The organism is [Flexibacter] sp. ATCC 35208, from assembly GCF_001975825.1.
GTDB lineage: Bacteria > Bacteroidota > Bacteroidia > Chitinophagales > Chitinophagaceae > Chitinophaga.
Genome location: NZ_MTKN01000122.1, coordinates 1 through 8,538 on the forward strand (window position 1 = coordinate 1; position 8,538 = coordinate 8,538).

The following is an 8,538-nucleotide window of genomic DNA, read 5'->3' on the forward strand; positions in this document are numbered from 1 at the left end:
CATGAGGGTTTTTTATGAAAGAGATAAAGGTAAGGCCATCCGATTTTGCTTAATAATTTGATAAATCCATCGGTAAAAGAAGAATTTTTTCTACGTGCTCAAAGGCAACAACCGTTGGTTCCTTATGGATTTGATCAGTTTTTATTTCGATCTCGAAGGAATCAATAAAAGGACGATCTATTTAGAAGTTAAATATTTTAACTCCGGGGCTTTGTAAGGCAGGCCGTCTTTGAGAATATGGTAAGCCGCAATTAATATCTTGTGTGCGATAGCTAATAAAGCCCTTTTCTTACCCCTTCTTACCGCCAGCACATAATACTTAGCTTTGAACCAGCTTGTTTTCATTCTGGAAGCTACCCAGGCCGCTTCAACAAGCACAATTTTTAATATTTTGTTACCCTGCGTGACACGGCTACTTTTCTTTTTGCCTGCGCTCTCATTATTTCCCGGACATACACCGGCCCATGAAGCAAGATGGTCAGCTGTTGGGAAAACGCTCATATCAAAACCTATTTCTGATACAATACCTTCAGTTTCGTGGCTTACTCCCGGAACGGTTTCCAACAATTCCACCTCAGTGGAGTGAGACTGAATATATTGTTCCAGTCTGCGATCTATACGATCAATATGTTGTTGATGCAACGGCAACTCGCAAACCAATAACAGAAACTCACGCTACTATTTTAGAACAACTGCAATTAGTTTGAAAATGCTATTTCAACGGAAATTCTATTCATAAGCGTTTCCAAGATAATCAACCAATTCAGGTTGTCGCGAACAAGACCCATGCCACCTGAAATTCAGCCGTTATACAACAAAAGGTGAAATACAAAAATACCAAGTACTTGGTATTTTTATTACCCAACAAAATCCATAACATTGCAAAAACGACATGGAAGATCATTTATTTAATAATGAATTGTGTTCCCCAGCTGCCAAAATATGATCTTCTCTGCGTTTTACATGTGCTGCTGACTACTGTGCGCTAACAGGTATACCCCTCTTTTATTTTGGAACTGTCCTAGGATCTTGGCAATATGTGTGCTTTGCTATGTTTAGTAATGGCTGCATAAACGGCTAGTTCAACGTTCAACCATAAATGAACGTTTCCACTTGAGCATACTTGAACCGGATGCCCAAATGTAAATCATGAGTTAACTAATTAACTTTCTGACTTATGCATACACAAACCCGGAACAAAATTCATTTCCTCGAAACCTACATCGAGGAACATGCAAGCGATTGGTTCAAACAGTATGGCCAAAACCTGACCAGTGTGCAGGTCCATAAAAAAATCACGAAGCGTCAGAAGAAAAACTATTACGCCATTGCATTTCATGTTGTTAAAAAAAAGCGGCCCTCCCAGCTTGATGAAAATGAAATCATACCAGCGGACTTTTTAATTGAATTCCCGGATGGAAAAACTCGACGCGTTAAAACCGACGTTAAACAAACTGGTGAATTCAAATTCCATGCAGCTACACTCGATGAAATTAGAGACCTCCCGACCGGGGAAAAAGGCACGCTGGGAGTTTTTGTGACCAATAATGGCACAGACATATTTGCTGTGACGAACTTTCACGTTGCAGCGGCCGGCCTTCTTGATCATAATAAACTGGAATATGACGCTCATAGTGATACCAGGTACGACGTTGGCGTGGCTGGCTTTACTGGACGTCTTTATAAAGGTGAGGTAACATCCAGGCGGGATGTCGCATTTGTTAGCTTGGGCCCCGCCACTGTGAACAATGTTCTTCCCGATGGTATCCGGATAGGTAGAGATTTTCTACCAGGTCCCTTTGAAAGCAGGCTGCGTGGTAAACCGGTAAAAGCATACCTACGGCGATATAGAAGTGGTTTTGTATTACCCGTGTTATCCGATAATGCTCCCTGCAACACTGTCTATATGCAATTCTTTAAACTTATTACCGTAAAACGATGTTCAGAAAGAGGCGACTCGGGAGGCATCGTATTAGCCCCTGACAATTCTGTCGTTGGGATTATCCTTGGTGGCAACAAGGAATCAACATTCATTATTCCATATTATGAAATATTCAAATTTTTGCCATTCAGAATCATTTAAAATCAATCGAACGTTTATGAAACTACTAACCTTGTTTATTGCATTTGTGTTCTCCACCTCAGCCTTAGCGCAGGATATTACTTTCCGGTACACTGACGCTGCAGGAACTACGTCCGACATCCCCATCAAGCCGGATACAAAACAGATCGTCATAGAGAACGCGCCCAACCTGGTTAATTTCACCATTATTGTGACTAACATGACTGCAAACACACAGCTTGTTTTCAGCGACTCGCACGATATGCCCATTGGAGCTGCTTATCTTCCAGCCGATGTGAGTAAAGCATACACAGCCGGTGCAGCACTGAATAATCTTGGCTTTAAGATCTATCTTATTGACGCAAGTAGTGCCAAAAAAATATTTGCAGACATAGCTATCTTGGATAAACTACCGGCCGCCGGCATTAATATCTCAGGAGCACTTGCTGGCTGGATGGCAAGCGTCAAAGCAGTTTGTGTGCCTTGCGATGAAAGCGGACGAACACTCATCTATAACTTTGTAAAGAACGACGTAACGCCAAGTAAACAGGGAAAAAGGACACTTTGGCCGAAAGTCAATAAACCCTATAAATTCATTGTAAAGAATATCAACCCCTTCAGAGATAGCGTGATAGTTAGCAGCGAACTTGCTAACTATAATACAGACATGCCAGCGCTGTTTGAGCAAGCCTACTTCAGTGCTGGGGCACACGGCGCAAGTGCTCACGAAGCGCAGATACTAGCGGATGTCCTAAGCCTAAACGAACAATTGGATGCCATTATCACCGCGTTAAAACAAGCCCGCGAATGTGACGACATCTGTGACTTTGTTCAAAAAAGAAAAGATGCCATAGAGGCTTACTTCACGGGTCAATATAATTTTGACCCCTCCAAAAGTAACCTAGTATCTTTTATTGCCGGAGAACTACAGGGCATAAACGACATCTACAAAGAACGTGTTACCCTTGCCTTGAATAAATATAAGGTGTTTATCAATACGAGAAACTACTATAGCTATTACATACCACAGGTACAGAATGTAGATGAATACATTTTTACATTATCGATACTCCCAAAGAAAGATGCCCAGCTACCAGTAATCGTTGACCATCAGCCAATCAAAGTGCAGACTGTGGGCGGCTGGAAGTTTGACTTTAGTACTGGGTTATTTATCTCCGGGCTGCGTAATGAAAGCTTTAGCCTGCGGCCAGATAGCAGTATTATGCCGGATCAGTTTGGCCGTGACTCCGTTTACAACAGGCGCAACCAGATAACACGCCAGACAGACGACAAACCAGTCGATTTTGGAGTAGCAGCACTTATGCATGCTTATCCAAGGATAAGCAGCTGGTTTAATATTAGTGCTACATTGGGTGCAGCCCTATCCATCGGACCCAATCCTTCCATTCGCTACCTCGGTGGAGGCAGCTTACTACTCGGTAGAAATGGCCGGTTTATTGTCACCTATGGATGTGCTGCAGGGTTTGTAGAGCAATTATCAGATCCATACCAATACAATCAATTTACTACTATCGGTGATAAAAGCTTGTTGACAAAAAAAGTATTCAAAACAAACAGCTTTGTCTCTGTGAGCTTCAATATACCACTATTTAAATCTAAGATCAACACAGCTGATGCCGGCGCCACAGATAGCAAGGTGTCCGATGGAGACAAAAAGCAAGAGGAAAAGAAGTAACCTGCATTGATGCATATGACTTGCTTGATAAGTCTAACGGTTGCGATACATTCACAGCCGTTTTTTCTAATACGAATAGATAAGTCAGTGGTTGACGTATTGTTTTAAAAAATGGCATATATGCATCTAAATAAAAAGAAACTATACCTTCTTAAATAAAAAAGACCACTTATGCTCTATAAGTGGTCTAAACAAAAAAGCATCTATTTTTTCTTTTCTGCTAACATCTTCTCCAACAAAGCAATCTTATCTCTTTCACTTTTCAATAGAGCCTCATATAATCTTTTATTTTCCTCAATGGCTTCGATCCATCTGTCGATGGGATTGAATACAGGTTTATAATTAATTGCAGAATTGTCATTAAAATTACAAGCGATATTATTAATCGCCGCATCCTCATTAAAATTCTTAATCGCATCCACCGGCACCTTCAGCGTCTTAGCAATCAACTCCAACTGTTCCGGCTCAATGGTTTCTTTGGTTTCCAATAAGGAAACACTCTGCTGGCTGATATTGAGGGCATCAGCCAATACATCCTGTTTAACATGCAGGATTTCTCTAAGGCGTTTTACCGCGCGTCCTTGGTGTACTTTTTCAGGCATACTGGTAATTGTCATAGTCACAAAGATATTGAAAACTAATAATTTGGTATCCTACTTCATCCGGGCTGGTGAGATACCAAGGGTTATTCCCGGTTAACTATCCGGTAAAATACAACTAATTTTTGTTAATGCACAGGCTCGCTTAGTGGGGTACGGTTACCGGGGATGGTAATTTACCATACGAATCAGGTATCCAACAGCCGCCAGTGGTGCAATACGCTACCGGGGCTGTTATGGACAACCATCTCCCTTAACACCATTAAACTAGCCAGTTATGCCAATCTCACTTGAAAGCAATACTATTACCACATTGCCACCAGCTGCATTAGCTCCCCAAAGCACCCCACAGTCCATAGAGCTGTTTCTCGGTATGTTTGCCCATGAACTACGCACACAGGTAGCCGGCACTATCCAGGTCTGCCGGTATATCCGCGAAGGCAGCATGTCAGAGGCCTTCTTTCAGGCGCTGGAAACTACTACCCTTGATACCTTACATATATTGGACAATATGCTTGCTACCGTAAAATTCCATAACGGTAAACTGGATATTACACCTGCCTACTGCCAGATTGATTTCCGTTCATGGATAACACCGGTCATTCGCCAACAGGAAAGGACTGCGGCCCTGCAACAAAAGGATATTTGCCTGATACTGCATCCCTCGCTGGAAAATATACAGGTTACCACAGACCCTGTAAAACTGGGGCAGATACTTCAAAATCTGCTTTCCAATGCCCTTAAATACAGCCATCCCGGCACTGTTATTACCGTAAAATGCCGCCTGGAAAGTGATGTAATCTGTCTACAGGTTATCAATCAGGGCATGGAAATCCCACCGGAAAAAGCCTCCCGTTTATTTATACCATACGAGAGGTTAGACAATGGCCTGGCAGGCACCGGGCTAGGACTGTTTCTCAGCGCGCAGTATGCACAGGCGTTGAGCGGTGCTCTTGCTGTGCAAAGCGAGCAGGGAAATACCGTTTTTACGTTAACCCTTCCCATTTACCGTTAAACCGCCCTCTAAATAACCTAAAAAAGTACCTATGCGTGCACATTTACCCCATCTGTCCAAACAGCAGGTCATACAACTGGCAAAGCTGATAGAGAAAATTCTGCTTGTTCTCCAACCGGAACTGATCTGGTGCTTGGGCACCCGTACTACCATTATGCAGGACTGGAGTTGCTTCTGGCCGGGTGAAGGTTACCGGGAAACGATATTTCCGACAACGTTCGACTTGATGATCCTAACCACCGATACAGAAAAACGACCGGAATATGAACTTATCCAGTTGATAGAGCAGCAAGCGGCATCATTACCCTGTGAAATCACCTGTATGGTGCAGAAGTATGCAGCATTTATGGAAGGGCTGCCTGCAGGTTATCGTTTCGATACCACCGTTTACCGTAAAGCCGTACCTGTTTATAGCAATGGAAAACCATTGACTGCGGACCTGCCCGTTGAACCGACGAAAGAAGAGATGAAAACCCGGATTACCATCCAATGGAACCGGTGTTTCACTACTGCCCAACGGTTTATCAAGACAGCGACTGATTGCCAGCAGGACAACTGGCCGGAGCAGGCAGTATTTAACCTCCATCAGGCAGCACAGCATACTTGCATGGCTTTATTAAGGGGCATCACTGGCTACCGGTCAACTACCCATAACCTTTCCCGCTTACTGGCCCTGATAGACAACTTTAGCATGGAGCCATCCGTTATTTTTCCCCGATTGACAAGGGAAGAAACGGAACTATTCAACCTGTTAAACAAAGCCTATTCGGATGCCCGCTATAAAGAAGATTATACTGTACCTGCTGAAAAGGCTGCTATCCTCATAGACAGGATAAAGGAATTAATGTCCGTAGCCAAATCCCTTTACCAGGAAAAGCTGCAAGAACTGGATAGGGAACAACCAATTGTATTTCCTATAACAACAACACATGAGACAACAGCTTAACCGCCCCCCTGATAATATCGACAGATCAGGACCAAGCATGACGATAGAAATATTCCTGCCTGTAACCTTCCAAATAGCCTGTAAGCAACTGGGAGTAGATGAGCAGGAAGCTATCCAGTTCTGGATAGATCATATCCTGATAGTCTCCTATGTATTAAACGAGGAAGAAGATATTTATTCTTTAGCTACATCGGTGTTTGCGGTCTATACGCATACAATTCACATTACGGCGATCCCGGATAAGGTTAAAAGAGAAATATGTATATACTATACCCAACAGACGATCGCGCTGATAAGCGAGCCAGATCATACAAAGAGCTATACAGCCCTGATAAAGGAATGGTATCAGCAACTGCACAAGCACAATAACCGGCAATAAATAATAACCACATGAAAAAGCGACTTACCCTGCGCCACACGCACGACAGCTATATCCTTACGGAAATTACCCAGTGTACCTTACAGGCATTGGTACAGTTTTACGTTAACCACGTATCAGTAAACGATTTTCTGCATACCAATGATCCTGTAATTGTAAAAGCCACAAAGGTATTCCTGTCCTTTACAAAGGAGGAAGAGAGGGACAACCCGGGATGAGGTACCCGGCAAATAAGGGAGGGGAAATTATTACCGGTTTTTATTATATTAGTAGCATGCCTACGAAAGAAACTCCCTTAAACCCACCCCGCAACCATGTTGCCCCTTTACTGGTACAAAAATTCCAGCATGACTACGAGGCAATAATGGAACACTATACCTTATTGCAACAACTGGAAATCACCGAACACCTGCTAAGTCTTGTACAATTGGCCCGGCAAGAGAGTGCTCATAACGATCAATTCTGGCATCAGTACAAAGCAAGGGATTTAGCGTTACTCAAACGCTACGGCAAAACCCTTAAGCCTTACGTGAGCAAGGGCTTTTACGCCTATTTTTACTACGATACCGTGCTGGCGCAGAAAGAGATTTATTCCAGTGAGGTCTTCAACAGCTTAACAGGTGCGGAACAATCTTTATCAGCGGATGAAATCAGTCAATTTCTCCAACGCTGCCAAAACGTGCTGGATTGGGCCATTCATTTCCTTTACCTGCAAAAGGAGCCGGAGGGGCTTGACTTAGAAACTGTAACTGCACCTGCTACAGAAGAACCGGATAAAGAGGCAACCCGCTACCGGCAATTGCTGACTTTATATTACTTACTCAAAGCGGGCTTTCAGACAGAACACCGGGATAATGGCAACATCAGTGATGTAGTAAGGCTGGCTCACCTGCTGACAGGGGTAAAGTTTACCAGCCTGCAAAACTCAGACATCTATAAGAAATACGCTAAAATACCTGATCACAAAGCCGGATTGCAGTTGCTGGCAGACCTTCAATACATCCGCCCTTATTTTACGAATCTTCACCTGGACAGTGCTGTTGCCCTTATTGATGAAGATATCCGGCAGCATGAAAAACGGATCAGGAAATAATAGCTCCCGCTTACCGTTAATACAAACAGCTTACCGTTAAACGGTATCCTCACTTGAAGCCTACTTTCTATTTTTAAAACATAGGTATCCCTATAGGGGGATACCAGCCCTCTTTCTATTCTCATCTTTGCATACAGAACGGTAAACGTAAAACATCACTTCCGTTTACCGGTAAACCCAACCTGTATGTCAACAATAACACCTGACTCAAAACAATCACCACCTGATCCAGCAGCGGCAAGGGAGAAAGCCCCCAAAACGTCTATAGCTCCGCAGGACCTGTTAAACCGCCTATCTGGTGTGTTACCCACAGAAAAGGAGGGGGTACAACAATGGTATAAGTTATTGGCTCATCCGCTGATTATTGTAGCGGGCCTCTGCCTGCTGGCTTATTGGTTATATACACAAAAGCACCCGCAACCGCCAGTCCAGGAGCCTGAAAAAGCAAGACTGAAAAAACAGGTAAAGAAGTGGAAGAAGCGGTACAAACAAAACCATAACAAAGCTATTGGCGATAACCAGCATACAGTAACCGGTATCTCGCTGATGGATTAAGAACTTAAAAAACACATCCCCATGCAAATTGCTAACAAACCGGCTACAACCAGTTCATACACTATTCCCAACGATGTTTTACTGGACATCATTCGCATACTATTCAATAACCGCCTGCACTGGCAGGTAGAAGGCATTAATGAGCAGGAAGGTACCCTGCTGGTGCAAATCACCCAACAACAGAGTAACCCTA

Annotated in this window: 10 protein-coding genes; 8 read left to right on the forward strand and 2 right to left on the reverse strand. The window is 43.3% G+C overall.

Features of this window, described 5'->3' with window-relative positions; genetic code table 11:
• Window positions 1-177 precede the first annotated feature (177 nt).
• Window positions 178-573 carry a transposase gene (locus tag BW716_RS33780; RefSeq protein ID WP_179091390.1) on the reverse strand — a complete coding sequence of 132 codons (396 nt, stop codon included), beginning with the start codon at window positions 571-573 and terminating at the stop codon, window positions 178-180.
• Window positions 574-1,177: 604 nt separating this feature from the next.
• On the opposite strand from BW716_RS33780, the gene BW716_RS33785 reads away from it, so the two are divergent.
• Together BW716_RS33785 and BW716_RS33790 are read left to right on the forward strand one after the other, a co-directional pair.
• Complete coding sequence (locus BW716_RS33785; RefSeq protein ID WP_083730469.1) at window positions 1,178-2,083, forward strand: hypothetical protein; 906 nt, start codon at window positions 1,178-1,180, stop codon at window positions 2,081-2,083.
• Between the two features lie 16 nt (window positions 2,084-2,099).
• Complete coding sequence (locus BW716_RS33790; protein ID WP_083730470.1) at window positions 2,100-3,758, forward strand: hypothetical protein; 1,659 nt, start codon at window positions 2,100-2,102, stop codon at window positions 3,756-3,758.
• A 203-nt stretch (window positions 3,759-3,961) separates the two neighbouring features.
• On the opposite strand, the gene BW716_RS33795 is transcribed toward BW716_RS33790, so the two are convergent.
• Window positions 3,962-4,360 (reverse strand): helix-turn-helix transcriptional regulator, encoded by a 399-nt coding sequence (locus BW716_RS33795; RefSeq protein ID WP_083730477.1) that lies wholly within the window; start codon window positions 4,358-4,360, stop codon window positions 3,962-3,964.
• Window positions 4,361-4,634: 274 nt separating this feature from the next.
• Here BW716_RS33795 and BW716_RS33800 point away from each other — a divergent pair, with 274 nt between their 5' ends.
• The 6 genes from BW716_RS33800 (at window position 4,635) to BW716_RS33825 (ending at window position 8,345) form a co-directional block, all read left to right on the forward strand.
• Complete coding sequence (locus BW716_RS33800; RefSeq protein ID WP_083730471.1) at window positions 4,635-5,372, forward strand: HAMP domain-containing sensor histidine kinase; 738 nt, start codon at window positions 4,635-4,637, stop codon at window positions 5,370-5,372.
• A gap of 31 nt (window positions 5,373-5,403) precedes the next feature.
• Complete coding sequence (locus tag BW716_RS33805; RefSeq protein WP_083730472.1) at window positions 5,404-6,318, forward strand: HEPN domain-containing protein; 915 nt, start codon at window positions 5,404-5,406, stop codon at window positions 6,316-6,318.
• Entirely contained in the window at window positions 6,302-6,697 is a 396-nt protein-coding gene (locus BW716_RS33810; RefSeq protein WP_083730473.1) for a hypothetical protein, read from the forward strand. Before BW716_RS33805 ends, BW716_RS33810 begins: the two co-directional genes overlap by 17 nt.
• Before the next feature lie 11 nt (window positions 6,698-6,708).
• Window positions 6,709-6,915 carry a hypothetical protein gene (locus BW716_RS33815; RefSeq protein ID WP_083730474.1) on the forward strand — a complete coding sequence of 69 codons (207 nt, stop codon included), beginning with the start codon at window positions 6,709-6,711 and terminating at the stop codon, window positions 6,913-6,915.
• A 56-nt stretch (window positions 6,916-6,971) separates the two neighbouring features.
• A complete protein-coding gene (locus tag BW716_RS33820) occupies window positions 6,972-7,790 on the forward strand; it encodes a hypothetical protein (RefSeq protein ID WP_143709197.1) in 819 nt (272 codons plus the stop codon).
• A 186-nt stretch (window positions 7,791-7,976) separates the two neighbouring features.
• A complete protein-coding gene (locus tag BW716_RS33825) occupies window positions 7,977-8,345 on the forward strand; it encodes a hypothetical protein (RefSeq protein WP_083730476.1) in 369 nt (122 codons plus the stop codon).
• Window positions 8,346-8,538 lie beyond the last annotated feature (193 nt).